This window comes from Psychrobacillus sp. FSL H8-0510 (assembly GCF_038008345.1).
Classification (GTDB): domain Bacteria; phylum Bacillota; class Bacilli; order Bacillales_A; family Planococcaceae; genus Psychrobacillus; species Psychrobacillus psychrotolerans.
On the sequence record NZ_JBBOYZ010000001.1, the window covers coordinates 642,593 to 658,693 of the forward strand.

Here is a 16,101-nt window from a genome sequence, read left to right on the forward strand (position 1 = left end):
TATAGGACTAATTAATATATACTAGAGATGAGGAAATAGATCTATGAATATTCTGTTTGTTTGTACGGGTAACACTTGTCGGAGTCCAATTGCCGAGGCATTATTAAAATCACGAAACATTGATGGGTTGCAGGTTCGATCAGCCGGCATCTATGCTTCGGAGGGCGGACCTATATCTAGAAATAGTCAATTAGTATTAGAACAACAAATGATTCCATTTGCGCACTCATCTACTTCTTTAGATGAGACTCTAATCGATTGGGCTGATTTAATCCTAACAATGACGGCCTCTCATAAACATGCAATTATTTTAGGTTTCCCTCATGCAATATCTAAAATATATATGTACAAAGAGTTTGTGACCCCTGATGATATCAAAGATGTATCAGATCCGTACGGGGGAGATTTGTTTACATATGAAAGTACTTTTCACGAATTACAAGTATTAACAGATGGACTAGTGAACAAACTACAGGGGGAAATGAGATGAAAGAAAAAAAGAAAAAGCACAGTTTTGGACTACAAAAAAAGATTGTGTTATTTGTTACAATTTTAGCGCTGATTACATATACAACAAGTGCTCTATTTATTCGCTTCGTACAACCAATATTGTTTGATGGAGCAACAAATTCTTGGGGGTTTGAGGTTGCCACCTATGCACTAGGAATATTCTGGTCCGGTGTTTTAGCCTATTTTTTCAGTGGGTTAATTATCAAGCCTTTATTCAACTTGGAAAAGGTAGCAATTTTAGCTTCAGAGGGAAAAATTGGGATAAATGTAGAAGTGCCGAAATCGAAAGATGAGATCCAGTCGGTAGCGATCGCATTTCAGTCCATGCTAGTAAACTTAAGAGAAATGGTACAAAGTATTGAAGACAACTTTGATAAAACAAATAGAACGGTTCAACAGCTGTCGGTAGAATCATCTGCTGCTTCAGAACAAGCAGAAGCAATCGCTCATACAATAGCGCAAATCTCACAAGGAGCTGAGCACTCTGCCGTAGCGGTACAAGAAACAGCAGAATCAGTAGAGGATGTTCGAGTGCTAGCATCAGAAGTTAATCTACGTGCAGAAAAATCTTCCGAACAATCAAATGAAATGATTATAGGTTTATCTCAAACTAGAGAGGTAATTCAATCGTTAGTAAACGGGATCCAAAAAATTGCTACAGGCAGTGAAGCAGCACTTGGAAATGTGCATCAATTAGAAGAGAATGCGGGGAAAGTAGAAAGCATCATTCAATTGGTAGGAGACATTGCGGCACAAACGAATTTACTTGCGTTAAATGCATCTATTGAAGCAGCACGTGCTGGGGAGCATGGTAAAGGATTTGCTGTTGTAGCAGAAGAAGTTCGGAAACTAGCGGATGAAAGTGCTAAAGCCGTCCAAGGTATTTCTAAACTAATTTTAGCAATACAAACAGATGTGCAAACAGTTGTCCATCAGATGACGAACCAAGTCAGTTTTGCGGTTGGAGAGGCTAAACGAGTTTCTGAAACAAATGAAGCAATTGAAGGAATGTCTACGAAAATTCATGAGATGGCCGAATCGGTAGTGGAAATTTCATCATTAGTGGAAAAACAATTAACAAATATAGAAAGTACGGCTCGTCAGTCACAAGAAGTAGCTGCCATTGCTGAAGAAACATCTGCAGGAGCAGAAGAGGTGCGCAGTGCTACGGATGAACAAGCTCGTTCTATAGAACAAATAGAAGCAGTTTCATACGGGCTAAAAGAACAATCAGAAGAGCTATTTAAAGTGATCTCACAATTTGATCGAAAAACTATCTAATTCTGATATCGTCAAGATTATAAAACACGAACATTATGATATTAAAATTAAAAATAGTTCGTTATTTTAGGAAAAATCAATAAAAAAACATTGATTAATTAAATAAATTTCAGAAATTAATAAAATTAAGCATAAAAAACACAACTCATTATGCGTGAGTTGTGTTTTTTTATATAGAAAAATGGTATGATGATATGGAGTAAAAACAGAAAAGAGGGAACGAGTTGAAAATTGCAATTTCTTCCGATCATGGCGGAAATAATCTACGTCAGGAAATAATACAGCTACTTGAAGAATTAGGATTATCTTATGAAGATTTTGGGCCGAAAAGTAACGATTCTGTTGACTTTCCGGACTTTGCTATGCCAGTAGCAGAGGGTGTGGCAAGTGGTAATTTCGATCGTGGTATTTTAATCTGTGGTACTGGTATAGGTATGTCAATTGCTGCAAACAAGGTAAAAGGTATTCGCTGTGCATTAGTTCATGATGTTTTTTCTGCGAAGGCTACTAGAAACCACAATGATTCCAACATTATCGCAATGGGGGAACGTGTTATTGGAGCCGGGCTTGCAAGAGAAATAGTTTCGACTTGGCTTGCACAAGATTTTGAAGGCGGCCGTCATTTACGTCGTGTAGAAAAAATTACAGAAATAGAAAATGCATAGAAGAAGGGATTCCTGATGGAAGCAAAGAATTTGTGGGTAGAACAAATCGAACAGCTACTTTTAGAAGTGGAGCAGCAAATTGAGTTTCATGAAAATGATTTATTTGTCGTTGGATGTTCGACCTCAGAAATTATTGGTGAGAAAATTGGAACTGCAGGCGGATTAGAAGTAGCTGAGGTTTTATTCACCCCTTTACGAGCATTTGCAAATCGCAACAATATACATTTGGCTTTCCAAGGGTGCGAACACATTAATCGTGCCATTACAATGGAAAGAGCAACACAATTACATTATAGATTGCCAGAAGTATCGGTAATTCCAGTAGTACGTGCAGGTGGTTCTATGTCTGCATATGCGTACACACATTTTAGTGACCCTGTTGTAGTCGAGCATGTTCAAGCACATGCAGGCATTGATATAGGACAAACCTTGATTGGTATGCAACTTCAACCTGTTGCAGTACCAATTCGCTTGTCCATTAAGAAAATTGGGGAAGCAATCGTTTTGATTGCGAAAACACGTCCTAAGCTAATAGGTGGAGAACGTGCATTTTACGGATGAATTTGGAGGAGGAACGAATAGTGGAGAAAATTTTATTACAAGATCCAGCAGTATATGAGGCAATGTTAGCAGAGAAAAAGCGTCAACAATCGAATATTGAGTTAATCGCATCAGAGAACTTTGTATCAGAGGCGGTTATGGAAGCACAAGGCTCTGTCCTAACCAATAAATATGCAGAAGGTTACCCTGGTAAACGTTACTATGGTGGCTGTGAGCATGTAGATGTAGTAGAAAATATTGCACGTGATCGTTTGAAAGAAATTTTTGGTGCAGAACATGCCAATGTACAACCACATTCAGGTTCTCAAGCAAATATGGCAGTGTACATGACTGCATTGCAACCAGGTGACAAGATCTTAGGGATGAATTTATCCCATGGTGGGCATCTAACTCATGGTTCTCCTGTCAATTTTAGTGGTATTCAATATAATTTCATCGAGTACGGTGTTAACAAAGAAACGGAACTAATCGATTATGAAGAAGTTCGTGGAATTGCACTAGAGCACAAGCCGAAAATGATCGTTGCTGGAGCAAGTGCGTATTCACGTACTATTGACTTCGCTAAATTCCGTGAAATTGCAGATGAAGTGGGCGCATACTTATTTGTAGATATGGCACATATTGCAGGTTTAGTAGCTGCTGGCCTTCATCCAAACCCAGTACCCCATGCACATTTCGTAACATCTACAACACATAAAACATTACGTGGACCACGTGGTGGCTTAATCTTAACTACAGAAGAGTTTGCAAAGAAAATTGATAAAACAATTTTCCCAGGAATTCAAGGTGGCCCATTAATGCACGTAATCGCAGCAAAAGCTGTTGCATTTGGCGAAGCGCAAAAACCTGAATTTAAAGAGTATCAAGCACAAGTCATTGCCAATTCAAAAGCATTGGCAGAAAGTTTAACAGAAGAAGGAATCCGTATTGTTTCTGGTGGTTCCGATAATCACGTCATGTTATTAGATGTATCTGCTCTTGGCCTAACGGGTAAAGTAGCGGAACATGTCCTTGATGAAGTTGGAATTACAGTAAACAAAAACACAATTCCATTTGATACGGCAAGTCCGTTCATCACATCCGGTGTCCGCATTGGTACACCAGCTGTGACATCGCGTGGATTTAAAGAAGCAGAGATGAAAGAAATTGCATCTATCATTGCTAAACTATTAAAAAATAATGAGGATGCAGAAGTATTAAAAGAAGCAAAAGAAAGAGTTGCAACTTTAACGAGTAACTTCCCATTATACGAATAACCTAATAAGCATTAAAGCCAGCTACGTAATTATTAGTAGCTGGCTTTAATTTTGAACACAAAAACTCTAACATGTACTTCGTTTTATCATCACGAATCCTTGTGAAGCAAAAATCCAATTTTATTTACTAATCCACAGTTTTAATCTCTCTCTATAAATTATTTACATAAGTTATTGATAGCGAAATGAAAATGGACAGAAGCTTTATCCAAGAGATTCATAATTCTATTTCTAAAACAATTGTCCAAACGCTAAACTACTCGCTAAAAACCTAAACTTAATCGTGGTGCAGAAGGAATAGAGACTATAGAACAGGTGGAAATACTGAATGATTAAAATTGTCCGGTTGGCCAAGGATTCTATTTTTTCATACCTATGTCCTTAAATCAAATAGACGCAATATTAAAAACGTAGGATTACTGTTTGTATCCCGTGTTTTTTGTTATAATTAGTAGAATTTAAATAAAATAAAAGGAGATGCTGCTAGTATGCCGAAAGTATTTGTATTTGACCACCCTCTTATTCAACACAAACTTACATATATTCGCGATGTAAAAACAGGCACAAAAGAGTTTCGTGAATTAGTGGATGAAGTAGCTACACTTATGGCGTTTGAAATTACACGTGAAATGCCATTGGAGGAAACAGAAGTAGAAACTCCAGTTCAACTAACAAAATCTAAAATTCTTGCAGGAAAAAAATTAGGAATAGTTCCTATTTTACGTGCTGGAATTGGAATGGTTGATGGAATTCTAAAGTTAATACCTGCTGCAAAAGTAGGGCATATCGGACTTTACCGCGACCCACAAACATTGAAGCCGGTTGAATATTACGTGAAATTACCTGCAGATGTTGCAGAACGTGATTTTATATTAGTAGATCCTATGCTAGCTACAGGTGGTTCAGCGATTGAAGCGGTAAACTCACTGAAATCACGCGGAGCGACAAGCATTAAGTTCATGTGTTTAATCGCAGCACCTGAAGGAGTAGAGGCTCTTCAACAGGCACATCCGGACGTAGACATTTATATTGCCGCTTTGGATGAAAAGTTAAATGATCATGGATATATTGTTCCTGGATTAGGTGATGCTGGAGACCGGTTGTTTGGCACAAAATAATAATTTCATAATTAATAACAATAAAAGTTTATTGTAGATTCTAAATTTGTCAATAAAATGTCGGAAAGTATCACTGTCTTAAGTTTTTCACTATAAGCAATTGACATCATTTTGCCCCTATTGTATGCTTACAAAGGATAATCATGATAGGGGTTTCATGCTTGAAACACTTGTAAGGTTAACTTTCTACTAGATTCACAGTTTTTACTTAATAAGGAAAAAATGTGAGGATTCTTTTTACGTCGTAACTGACGTCCTTTTAAAGGGGAAGCGTTATATTTTTGCGATTCTCTCACAGCTTAACGGTTCAACTCCTTCATAGGGATATGAATGGACGAAATATTAGAACCACTCCAGTATTATCAGTACTTACCCTTTTGTTTACTCTACAGTAGCATGTTTGGGGTAATTACGACCATTCGAAAATATGATTCAGGAGATTAAAGATCAATGCTAGAAATGCAACGTATATTTACGCGGCAAAAAAAGTACATATATTTTTTGCTCGCAGCTTGTGCGCTAGGTTGGGGTTTTACACCTTATTCGACAATTTTTGCAGGCTTGGCACTTGGTTCTTTATTTGGTCTGTATAATTTCTGGATTCTAGTCCGTAGAATGGAGAAATTTGATCGTGTGCTTGAAAGTGGAAAAGGACGAGCAGGTTTAGGTACAACATTCAGATTTGCGTCCGGTGTTGCAGCTGTAGCAATTGCAATTGCTCTTCCAGAGTACTTCCATCTTATCGGTACAGTTATCGGATTAATGATTCCCTATGTTCTGCTAGTAGTAGAACGTATTATGTTTCATGTAAAAAATCAGCAATGAGAATGTGAAAGAGAGGTGAATTAATCGTGGAACATGCAAATCCCACATTTGAACTTTTTGGGATGTACGGTAACTGGTCAAACATTTTAATGCTTGCGGTTACAACACTCATCGTATTTTTAATCGCATTTATTGCGACAAGAAATCTAAAGATGAAGCCAACAGGTATGCAAAACTTCATGGAGTGGATAATGGACTTTGTGAAAGGGATCATTAAAAGTAACTTCGACTGGCAAACAGGCGGACGATTCCATGTTCTTGGAATAACTTTTCTTATGTTTATCGCAGTAGCGAACGTACTAGGTCTTCCATTCTCGATATCATATGATGGAGTTCTTTGGTGGAAATCCCCAACTGCGGATCCGACAATTACCATGACACTTGCAGTGATGGTTATCATTTTAACGCACTATTACGGAATAAAGGCAAAAGGTATGAAGGGCTATGCAGTAGATACATACTTAAAGCCAATGCCGTTCTTATTCCCATTAAAAATTATCGAGGAATTCGCAAATACGTTGACACTTGGTCTACGTCTTTACGGTAATATCTATGCAGGTGAGGTTCTTTTAGGACTAATCGCAGGTTTAGCAACGTCCTCAGTATTTGGCTTTGTTGGAGCAATTATTCCAGCAATGGCATGGCAAGGATTCTCCCTATTTATAGGCGGTATCCAAGCATTCATTTTCGTTATGTTAACAATGGTTTATATGTCACATAAAGTGTCAGCAGACCATTAATATAACTGTTTAGATTCTTAAACAGAAAAAATAAAAACAACATTCCAAGGAGGAAATAAACAATGACAGGTTCAGTAGGATTATTAGCAGCAGCTATAGCAATCGGTTTAGGTGCACTTGGTGCAGGTATTGGTAACGGATTAATCGTTTCAAAAACAGTAGAAGGTATCGCTCGTCAACCAGAAGCACGTGGAGCTTTACAAACAGTTATGTTCATCGGGGTAGCATTAGTTGAGGCGATTCCAATTATCGCAGCAGTTATCGCTTTCATCGTATTAAACCAATAGTATTAACTTAAAAAATCTATGATGGCGGGTTTTACATCCGCCATTCTCTTTATGAGTAACACAACATATGAACTAGAAAACAATGATTACTATTAAATAATAGAAGCAAGATCTCTTAATAGCGTTTGAAAGGAGTGAAACAATCGTGTCTTTTGATTACCTTGTACTTGGTGCTAGTGGCCATGATGGGTTGAATATTTGGGATATTTTAGCTACATTATTCTTCTTCATCTTACTTATGGCTCTATTGAAGAAAGTAGCTTGGGGTCCACTTATGGGGATTATGACTCAACGTGAAGAGTTAATCGCAAGTGAAATCGCAGCAGCTGAAAATAGCCGCGGGGAATCTCAGCGTTTACTTGAAGAACAACGTGACTTACTTAAAGAAGCACGTACGGAAGCATTAGCGATTGTAGAAAATGCGAAAAAGCAAGGCGATGCATCTCGTGAGGAAATTATCACAACTGCTCGTTCTGAAGCTATCCGTTTGAAAGAATCTGCTATCCGTGAAATTGATACAGAAAAAGAAAGAGCGATTGCAGCGGTACGAGAAGAAGTAGTTTCACTTTCAGTACTTGCAGCGTCGAAAGTTCTTGAAAAAGAAGTTTCGGAAGAAGATAATCGTGCGCTAATCGAGGCAACGATTGCGAAGGCAGGCGAAGTTAAGTGAGTAATTCAACTGTAGCTAAGCGTTACGCAATCTCTTTGTTCGAGCTAGCAACACAAAAAAATGTAGTACAAGCAGTCGAAAATGATTTACGTGAACTTAAAGTTGTTTGGAATGGCAACAAAGATGTGAAAACTTTATTTACGTCTCCAAAGTTATCTCTAGACAAGAAAAAAGAGTTAATTCGTCAAATCTTTACAAATGCGAACCCAATTGTTATTAATACACTTTTAGTGTTAATTGATAAGAAGAGATTAGCAGAAGTATCCGACATTATTTCTGAATTTATGATTCTTTCGAATGAAGCACAAGGTGTTGCGGAAGCGAAAGTATATACTACACGTGCACTTACAGAAGAAGAACGTGCAAACGTATCTACTGCATTTGCTAAAAACGTTGGTAAACAATCTTTAAATATTCAAAACATCGTAGATCCATCTATTATTGGTGGTATACGTGTTCAAATCGGAAACCGCATTTACGATAGCACTCTAAGCACAAAATTAGATCGCTTAAAACGTAACTTGATCGGTTAATATTATGAATTATGAGAGGTGACATACATGAGCATCAAAGCTGAAGAAATCAGTGTCTTGATTAAGCAGCAGATTGAGAATTACGAATCTGAGATGAAAGTTAGCGACGTCGGTACGGTTATCACGATTGGTGACGGTATCGCTCGTGCTCATGGCCTCGACAATGTCATGGCTGGAGAACTTTTAGAGTTCTCAACTGGTGTTTTAGGTATGGCACAAAACTTGGAAGCCAACAATGTTGGTATCGTTATCCTTGGACCATACACTGACATCAAAGAAGGCGATGAAGTACGTCGAACAGGCCGTATTATGGAAGTTCCAGTTGGTAAAGAATTGATTGGTCGCGTTGTAAATCCACTTGGCCAACCAGTTGATGGACTAGGTCCTATCGCAACTACAAAATCTCGTCCAATTGAAAGTCCTGCACAAGGGGTTATGGCACGTAAGTCTGTACATGAGCCACTTCAAACAGGTATCAAAGCGATTGATGCACTTGTACCAATCGGACGTGGACAACGTGAGTTAATCATTGGTGATCGTCAAACAGGTAAAACATCTGTTGCAATCGATGCAATCCTAAACCAAGCAGACCAAGATATGATTTGTATCTATGTGGCTATTGGACAAAAGGAATCGACTGTACGTAACGTAGTAGAAACACTTCGTAAAAACGGTGCTTTAGAATACACTATCGTTGTAACTGCATCTGCATCACAACCTTCACCATTACTATACTTAGCTCCTTATGCTGGTGTAACTATGGCAGAAGAATTTATGTTCGATGGTAAGCACGTATTAATCGTTTATGATGATTTATCTAAACAAGCTGCTGCATACCGTGAACTTTCATTACTTCTTCGTCGTCCTCCAGGCCGTGAAGCGTATCCAGGGGATGTATTCTACTTACACAGCCGTCTTTTAGAGCGTGCTGCGAAGTTAAATGAAACACTTGGTTCAGGTTCAATTACTGCATTACCATTCGTTGAAACACAAGCTGGAGATATCTCTGCTTATATTCCAACAAACGTAATTTCTATTACAGATGGTCAAATCTTCTTACAATCTGATTTATTCTTCTCGGGTGTACGTCCAGCGATTAATGCCGGATTATCTGTATCTCGTGTAGGTGGATCAGCACAAATTAAGGCAATGAAAAAAGTTGCGGGAACTCTACGTCTTGACTTAGCAGCATTCCGTGAGCTAGAAGCATTCTCTCAATTTGGATCAGATCTTGACTCTGCAACTCAAGCAAAACTTAACCGTGGTGTGCGTACAGTAGAAGTATTAAAACAAGACTTGAATAGCCCGATTAAAGTGGAAAAACAAGTTATGATTTTATATGCTCTAACACGTGGCCATTTAGATGATATTCCAGTAAAAGATATTACTCGTTTTGAAGCGGAACTTGGAACTTGGTTAGATTCAAACCACACAAACGTTTTAGATCATATTCGCACGACAAAAGACCTTCCATCAGATGAAGATATGAACAATGCAATTTCTGCATTCAAAAAAACTTTCGCTAAATCTGAATAATTTCTTTGTCTAAGTGAAAAAAACAAAAAGGTGGTGAAATACCAGTGGCATCATTACGCGACATAAAAAGTAAAATTACATCTACAAAGAAAACAAGTCAGATAACAAAAGCTATGCAAATGGTTTCTGCTTCTAAATTGAACCGTGCGGAGGAAAATGCGAAAGCATATGTTCCTTACATGTCGAAAATTCAAGAAGTAGTTGGAGCAATTGCATCAGGTACTAGTGATAGTGGACATCCAATGTTAACTTCCCGTCCTGTTAAAAAGACTGCATATCTTGTCATAACTGCTGATCGTGGATTAGCCGGAGCTTATAACAGTAATGTTATTCGTGCTGTAGCTAATGCCATAGCAGAAAGGCATTCTTCGAGTGAAGAGTATGTAATCTTTGCAATTGGTCGTATGGGACGTGACTTCTTCCTAAAACGTGGTTCAAACGTAATTGGGGAAGTAGTCGGCTTACCAGACCAACCTGCTTTTGCTGATATTAAAGAAGTTGCTCGCAAAGCTGTTGGTATGTTCACGGATGGTACATATGATGAACTTTATATGTACTATAACCACTTTGTCAGTGCCATCTCTAGTGAAGTAACAGAGAAAAAGGTACTGCCACTTACGGATATTGCAGTAGAAACAGGCGCAACTGCTTCTTATGAATTTGAGCCTTCACCTGAAGCAATTCTAGAAGTATTACTTCCACAATATGCGGAAAGCCTGATTTTCGGTGCATTACTCGATGGTAAAGCCAGTGAGCATGCTTCTCGTATGTCTGCGATGAAATCCGCGACAGACAATGCAGCTGATATGATCAGCAGTTTAACATTAGTATATAACCGTGCACGTCAAGCAGCGATTACGCAAGAAATTACGGAAATCGTCGGCGGAGCTTCGGCTTTAGAATAGTTTAAGATAGAAAGTAAGACAGGAGGGAACAGTAGTGAACAAAGGACAAGTACTACAAGTAATGGGTCCAGTTGTCGACGTTAAGTTTGACAATGGCCATTTACCAGCTATCTATAATGCACTAACTGTAGCGATTGAACGTCCAAACCAAGCGCCTACAACTTTAACATTAGAAGTAGCGTTACACTTAGGAGATGACTCTGTTCGTACTATTGCAATGTCATCTACGGACGGCCTTAAGCGTGGTACAGAGGTATTCGATGCTGGTGCAGCAATTTCTGTTCCAGTTGGTAATATAACATTAGGACGTGTATTCAACGTGCTTGGTGAGGTTATTGACTTAGGAGAAGAAATTCCAGTGGAAGATCGTCGTGATCCAATCCACCGTCAAGCGCCAACATTTGAAAACCTTTCAACAGAAGTTGAGATTCTTGAAACAGGTATCAAAGTAGTAGATCTACTAGCTCCTTATATTAAAGGTGGTAAAATCGGTCTATTCGGTGGTGCCGGAGTAGGTAAAACTGTTCTTATTCAAGAACTTATTAATAATATTGCTCAAGAGCATGGCGGTATTTCTGTATTCGCTGGTGTTGGAGAGCGTACGCGTGAAGGAAATGACTTATTCCACGAGATGAGCGATTCAGGCGTTATTAAGAAAACAGCAATGGTATTCGGTCAAATGAATGAGCCACCTGGCGCACGTATGCGTGTTGCTTTAACTGGTCTTACAATGGCAGAATACTTCCGTGATGAACAAGGTGCAGACGTACTTCTTTTCATCGATAATATCTTCCGTTTCACTCAAGCAGGTTCTGAGGTTTCAGCACTATTAGGTCGTATGCCTTCTGCTGCTGGTTACCAACCAACACTTGCAACTGAAATGGGTCAATTACAAGAGCGTATCACGTCAACAAATACTGGTTCAGTTACATCTATCCAAGCGATTTATGTACCAGCCGATGACTATACGGATCCAGCTCCTGCAACAACTTTCGCTCACTTAGATGCGACTACAAACTTAGAACGTAAATTATCTGAGATGGGTATTTACCCAGCGGTAGATCCTTTAGCTTCTTCTTCACGTGCGCTTTCTCCGGAAGTCGTAGGTCCAGAGCATTATGAAGTAGCACGTCAAGTGCAATATACTTTACAACGCTATAGAGAGCTTCAAGACATTATCGCAATCTTAGGTATGGATGAATTAGGTGATGAAGACAAGCAAGTAGTTAACCGTGCTCGTCGTATTCAGTTCTACCTATCTCAAAACTTCCATGTTGCAGAACAATTTACAGGTCAAAAAGGTTCATATGTTCCAGTTAAAGAAACTGTTGAAGGATTCAAACAAATTCTTGAAGGAAAATATGATCATTTACCAGAAGATGCATTCCGTTTAGTTGGACGCATTGAAGAAGTTATAGAAAAAGCGAAAAGCATGGGCGTAGAAGTATAATAAATCGGACCAGGAGGTAAAAATATGAAGACACTTACAGTCAATATTGTCACTCCCGACGGCCCGGTATACGATTCTGAAGTAGACATGATTATCGCAAAAACAGCATCTGGTGAAATCGGTATTTTACCTGGCCATATTCCAATGGTTGCACCACTTGTAGTAGGTGCAATAAAATTGAAAAAAGAGGCAAAAACAGAGTACGTAGCAGTAAGCAGTGGATTTGTAGAAGTTCGACCTGAAAAGGTATCGATCTTAGCAACATCTGCTGAGGTTGCTTCAAGTATCGATTTAGCTCGTGCTAAAGAAGCGATGAAACGTGCAGAAGAACGTATTCAAAGTAAACAAGACTCGGTCGATCATAGCCGTGCTGAGCTTGCATTGAAACGTGCGATGAATCGTATCAACGTTCATGAGGGTAATTTTTAAGTTTATTTCTTTATGGAATAACTTTAAAGTCTCTGGCGGTAGCCACAGATTATATTTATCTTGCTAAAGTAGCTCGATGAAAGATTGTTAGCTTACACTTGTAGGCTAACAACTCTATATAATTGTGATCTAATAGCCTAGGCGTATTTGATTTAAAATAAAGCGGGCAGAATTCTTTCTGTCTGCTTTTTTTTACTATTGCCTAAAATAGGAGGAATATAAATGGGATTATTAAGTAGTGAACAAGCACTAATCGCAATACTTGCTAATGTCTTTTTTATTGGAATATCTTTCTATGCGTTACAGGCATTAATGATGGACAAGATAATAAAGAAAAATCGGGTGTTTCAAGCCCAACTATTTTATATTTTAGCAAGTATTGTGATTGGCTCCATCGTCGCAAATTTTTTCTTGAATCTGACAAATTGGTCAAACCAGCTTCCATTTTTGTTTGACTAAACAGATCCTATATGCTCATGCAAATTATGGAAAAGTTTGTATGAGCATGTAGAATCTGCACGTATTTCCTGGGAAATTTTTTGTTGAGATAGGTTTACTAGCTTACCCTATGGGTATTTTAAAATTATCTACACGAAATGGCTGGGTAATACGTATAATAGAACAAGAAAAATAATCGAAAAGCTCAAAAATAGTGTTTTAGATGCTTGTATGTAGTCGAATTACGTTGTATGATGAATATTGTTTTGAATACCTAAAAAATGACATCATACGTATTCTTTTATATAAAGCAAATGGATAATGAACGCGGAGGGAAAGTAGTGGACAAAATTGTTGTTAAAGGCGGCCAAACGTTAAACGGGAAGGTACGTGTAGAAGGTGCAAAGAATGCTGTACTACCAGTACTAGCTGCAGCTCTACTAGCTACTAAAGGCAAAAATGTTATTAAAGATGTACCGACACTTGCAGATGTTTTGACTATTAATGAAGTACTGAAAAGTTTAAATACAGAAGTAATTTATAATCCTGAAAAAAATGAAGTAATAATTGATTCTCAAGAAAAGTTATCTAGTGAAGCCCAATTCGAGTATGTACGTAAAATGCGCGCATCTATACTTGTTATGGGTCCAATTTTAGCGCGAAATGGTTTTGCTCGTGTAGCTCTTCCAGGAGGTTGTGCAATTGGATCACGTCCGATTGATCAGCATTTAAAAGGTTTTGAAGCAATGGGTGCGGTAATTTCCTTTGGACATGGTTTTGTTGAAGCAACTACTAAGGGACGCCTACAAGGTGCTAAAATTTATTTAGATGTTCCAAGCGTAGGTGCTACTGAAAATATTATGACCGCTGCAGCATTAGCAGAAGGTACAACAATTATCGAAAATGCTGCTAAAGAACCGGAAATTGTCGATTTAGCTAACTTCATCAATGAGATGGGCGGTTCGGTAAAAGGTGCAGGAACCGACACTATTCGAATTGAAGGAGTAGAAGAATTACACGGCACTGAGCACCATATTATTCCGGATCGAATTGAAGCTGGAACATTTATGGTAGCTGCAGCTATTACTAAAGGCAATGTCCTTATTGAAAATGCAGTACCTGAACATATGACAGCACTTATATCTAAAATGCAAGAAATGGGCATTGAAATTACCGAAGAGGACCATGGTCTTCGTGTAAGTTCTGGAGGAGATCTTAAGTCAGTTGACATCAAAACGATGCCACATCCTGGTTTCCCAACAGATATGCAATCTCAAATGATGGCATTAATGATGACTGCTCACGGAACTGGCATCATTACAGAAACCGTATTCGAAAATCGTTTCATGCATGTGGAAGAGTTCCGCAGAATGAATGGTAACATGAAGATCGAAGGCCGTTCTGTCATAATGGAGTCCCCATCTGACCTACAAGGCGCAGAAGTTGCAGCAACCGACCTTAGAGCGGCAGCAGCACTTATTATTGCAGGATTAGTGGCTGAAGGAATTACACGCGTTACAGAGCTGTATCACCTCGATAGAGGATATGTCGATTTTGATAAAAAATTAGCGGCATTAGGTGCAGATATCGAACGTATCGGTAGCGAATCGTCAGAGAAAGCCGTACAATTAGTATAATACTATATGAAAAGCACTTTACATCTATACATGTAAAGTGCTTTTTAGTGAAAAAAACAGCGTGGATGAGTCCCACCAATGTCCGCGAGTAAGATAATAAATCTCCTATCCAAAGGACAGAGAGATTAAAACTAAACTCCGCATTGATAAATCCAGGTTTTAAAGAATGATCGTTTCGCAAGTAATGACCCCTAAGAGGAAGTATATATTTATAGAACTTAACATCCTCTTATATAGATTATCTTCTAATCTAATCATCAGTCTCTTAATATGTGCATATAGTAACTCTATGAAACAAAACATACTCTTTATAATCCTATGCATAGCCCTCCTGTTTTTGCCGTTTTTATTAATAAAAGAAAAACCGCAAGAAGAAACGGTACCACCGCCAACATCGGAACTCGAAATTGCTTGTCCAATACTAATCGAAGTGAAAGGGGTTAAGGAGAAGATTCCTTTAGAAACTTATGTTCTTGGAGTAGTGGCAGCTGAAATGCCTGTTACGTTTCATGAAGAGGCATTAAAAGCACAATCTATAGCAGCAAGGACATATGTATTAAGAGATACGAAATATGGTCAAAAACCAATAGACAAAACTGTATTAAAGCAAGTGTACGTTAGTGAGGAAGATCGGAAGAAAAAGTGGGGGGAGTCCTTCCAACAATATGAGGACAAACTTAAAAAGGTCATCGCTGCCACAGAGGGAGAAATTATTGTCTATAAAGACCAACTAATTACTGCGATGTTCTTCTCTTCTAGCAACGGTCAAACAGAAAGTGCAGAAAATTATAGTGGTAATTCTATTCCTTACTTAGTCTCTGTTCCGAGTGAATCGGAGGAACTATATGCTCTAAATAGAACAAAGCAATTTGAATTTACCCTTGGAGAATGGTCAAAAACTTTTAATATGAAATGGACGGCAAATATACCTAAAACTTTTAAAATAACAAAAACGGATACGGACCGGGTAGAATCTGTTCAGATGAATGGTAAGACATGGACAGGCCGTGAAGTTCGAACACTTTTAGGACTACCCTCTACTGACTTCACCGTAACTTTTCAGTCTGATAAAGTAATAGTTGACACGGTTGGATATGGACACGGCGTGGGGATGAGTCAGTACGGTGCGGAAGTGCTTGCTAACGATTCTGTATTGGCAGCAGACATTTTACTTCATTATTACAAGGGTACAGAAATAAAAAAATTCTCACCATGTTTAAAATCTCCTTGATTTGCAAACAATGCAAATAGAGGTGATGA

The 16,101-nt window shown here is 38.4% G+C and carries 18 protein-coding genes; all 18 read left to right on the plus strand.

The genetic code is table 11. The annotated features are described in order from the left end of the window. Positions 1-43: 43 nt before the first annotated feature. The 18 genes from MHI40_RS03195 to spoIID all read left to right on the plus strand — a co-directional run bounded on the left by MHI40_RS03195 (position 44) and on the right by spoIID (position 16,072). Positions 44-490 carry a low molecular weight protein arginine phosphatase gene (locus MHI40_RS03195; protein WP_340761477.1) on the plus strand — a complete coding sequence of 149 codons (447 nt, stop codon included), beginning with the start codon at positions 44-46 and terminating at the stop codon, positions 488-490. After that, complete coding sequence (locus MHI40_RS03200; RefSeq protein WP_340761478.1) at positions 487-1,791, plus strand: methyl-accepting chemotaxis protein; 1,305 nt, start codon at positions 487-489, stop codon at positions 1,789-1,791. The genes MHI40_RS03195 and MHI40_RS03200 overlap by 4 nt, the downstream gene beginning before the upstream one ends. A gap of 224 nt (positions 1,792-2,015) precedes the next feature. Then, positions 2,016-2,456, plus strand: a complete 441-nt coding sequence (rpiB, locus tag MHI40_RS03205; RefSeq protein WP_093538720.1) for a ribose 5-phosphate isomerase B — start codon at positions 2,016-2,018, stop codon at positions 2,454-2,456. A gap of 15 nt (positions 2,457-2,471) precedes the next feature. Then, positions 2,472-3,017 carry a TIGR01440 family protein gene (locus MHI40_RS03210; protein ID WP_340761479.1) on the plus strand — a complete coding sequence of 182 codons (546 nt, stop codon included), beginning with the start codon at positions 2,472-2,474 and terminating at the stop codon, positions 3,015-3,017. Further along, positions 3,014-4,273, plus strand: coding sequence for a serine hydroxymethyltransferase (glyA, locus tag MHI40_RS03215; RefSeq protein ID WP_340761480.1), 1,260 nt, complete (start codon positions 3,014-3,016; stop codon positions 4,271-4,273). Before MHI40_RS03210 ends, glyA begins: the two co-directional genes overlap by 4 nt. A 488-nt stretch (positions 4,274-4,761) precedes the next feature. Next, positions 4,762-5,391 (plus strand): uracil phosphoribosyltransferase, encoded by a 630-nt coding sequence (upp, locus tag MHI40_RS03220; protein ID WP_093538717.1) that lies wholly within the window; start codon positions 4,762-4,764, stop codon positions 5,389-5,391. 450 nt (positions 5,392-5,841) lie between these two features. Continuing rightward, on the plus strand, positions 5,842-6,216 hold the full coding sequence (locus MHI40_RS03225) for an ATP synthase subunit I (protein ID WP_093538716.1): 375 nt from the start codon (positions 5,842-5,844) through the stop codon (positions 6,214-6,216). Between the two features lie 26 nt (positions 6,217-6,242). Continuing rightward, positions 6,243-6,956 carry a F0F1 ATP synthase subunit A gene (atpB, locus tag MHI40_RS03230; protein ID WP_093538715.1) on the plus strand — a complete coding sequence of 238 codons (714 nt, stop codon included), beginning with the start codon at positions 6,243-6,245 and terminating at the stop codon, positions 6,954-6,956. 62 nt (positions 6,957-7,018) lie between these two features. Next, positions 7,019-7,243 carry a F0F1 ATP synthase subunit C gene (gene atpE, locus MHI40_RS03235; RefSeq protein WP_093538714.1) on the plus strand — a complete coding sequence of 75 codons (225 nt, stop codon included), beginning with the start codon at positions 7,019-7,021 and terminating at the stop codon, positions 7,241-7,243. Positions 7,244-7,388: 145 nt separating this feature from the next. Next, positions 7,389-7,913, plus strand: coding sequence for a F0F1 ATP synthase subunit B (gene atpF / locus MHI40_RS03240; protein ID WP_093538713.1), 525 nt, complete (start codon positions 7,389-7,391; stop codon positions 7,911-7,913). After that, positions 7,910-8,446 carry a F0F1 ATP synthase subunit delta gene (locus MHI40_RS03245; RefSeq protein ID WP_093538712.1) on the plus strand — a complete coding sequence of 179 codons (537 nt, stop codon included), beginning with the start codon at positions 7,910-7,912 and terminating at the stop codon, positions 8,444-8,446. Before atpF ends, MHI40_RS03245 begins: the two co-directional genes overlap by 4 nt. A 27-nt stretch (positions 8,447-8,473) precedes the next feature. Beyond that, a complete protein-coding gene (atpA, locus tag MHI40_RS03250) occupies positions 8,474-9,982 on the plus strand; it encodes a F0F1 ATP synthase subunit alpha (RefSeq protein WP_093538711.1) in 1,509 nt (502 codons plus the stop codon). A gap of 44 nt (positions 9,983-10,026) precedes the next feature. After that, a complete protein-coding gene (locus MHI40_RS03255; RefSeq protein ID WP_093538710.1) occupies positions 10,027-10,887 on the plus strand; it encodes a F0F1 ATP synthase subunit gamma in 861 nt (286 codons plus the stop codon). Between the two features lie 34 nt (positions 10,888-10,921). Further along, complete coding sequence (gene atpD, locus MHI40_RS03260) at positions 10,922-12,337, plus strand: F0F1 ATP synthase subunit beta (RefSeq protein WP_093538709.1); 1,416 nt, start codon at positions 10,922-10,924, stop codon at positions 12,335-12,337. Positions 12,338-12,361: 24 nt separating this feature from the next. Then, the gene (locus MHI40_RS03265; RefSeq protein WP_093538708.1) at positions 12,362-12,766 is read left to right on the plus strand and encodes a F0F1 ATP synthase subunit epsilon; all 405 of its coding nucleotides are present in this window, start codon (positions 12,362-12,364) and stop codon (positions 12,764-12,766) included. A 222-nt stretch (positions 12,767-12,988) separates the two neighbouring features. Then, the gene (locus tag MHI40_RS03270; protein ID WP_093538707.1) at positions 12,989-13,225 is read left to right on the plus strand and encodes a DUF1146 family protein; all 237 of its coding nucleotides are present in this window, start codon (positions 12,989-12,991) and stop codon (positions 13,223-13,225) included. Positions 13,226-13,545: 320 nt separating this feature from the next. After that, on the plus strand, positions 13,546-14,841 hold the full coding sequence (gene murA, locus MHI40_RS03275; protein WP_093538706.1) for a UDP-N-acetylglucosamine 1-carboxyvinyltransferase: 1,296 nt from the start codon (positions 13,546-13,548) through the stop codon (positions 14,839-14,841). A gap of 337 nt (positions 14,842-15,178) precedes the next feature. Continuing rightward, the gene (gene spoIID / locus MHI40_RS03280) at positions 15,179-16,072 is read left to right on the plus strand and encodes a stage II sporulation protein D (RefSeq protein WP_340761482.1); all 894 of its coding nucleotides are present in this window, start codon (positions 15,179-15,181) and stop codon (positions 16,070-16,072) included. Positions 16,073-16,101 lie beyond the last annotated feature (29 nt).